Source organism: Neisseria sp. 19428wB4_WF04 (genome assembly GCF_015235335.1).
Lineage (GTDB): Bacteria > Pseudomonadota > Gammaproteobacteria > Burkholderiales > Neisseriaceae > Neisseria > Neisseria musculi.
The window spans coordinates 1-211 of record NZ_JADGLG010000261.1; the positions used below are offsets into that span (position 1 = coordinate 1).

A 211-nucleotide genomic window follows, 5' to 3' on the forward strand; every position below is an offset into this window, starting at 1 on the left:
TCAACAAATCGTACCGACATTGCTGTTCGGTTAGTTTCAGACGGCCTTCGTCTTTGTCTGCTTCCAATTTGTTGACCAAGTCCAGTACATTCCAAAAACGTACCCTAAATCCTTGTGTCGCCGCTTCAATACCCAGTGCTGTGGCAATATGCGTTTTGCCCGTACCCGGTCCGCCTACCAACACCACATTACGCTTCTGTCTGATATAGTC

The 211-nt window shown here is 47.9% G+C and carries 1 protein-coding gene; it reads right to left on the minus strand.

Features of this window, described 5'->3' with window-relative positions:
- Nucleotides 1-211: ATP-binding protein (locus IR141_RS14370; RefSeq protein WP_135037889.1), on the minus strand; the 211-nt coding region annotated here is incomplete at both ends.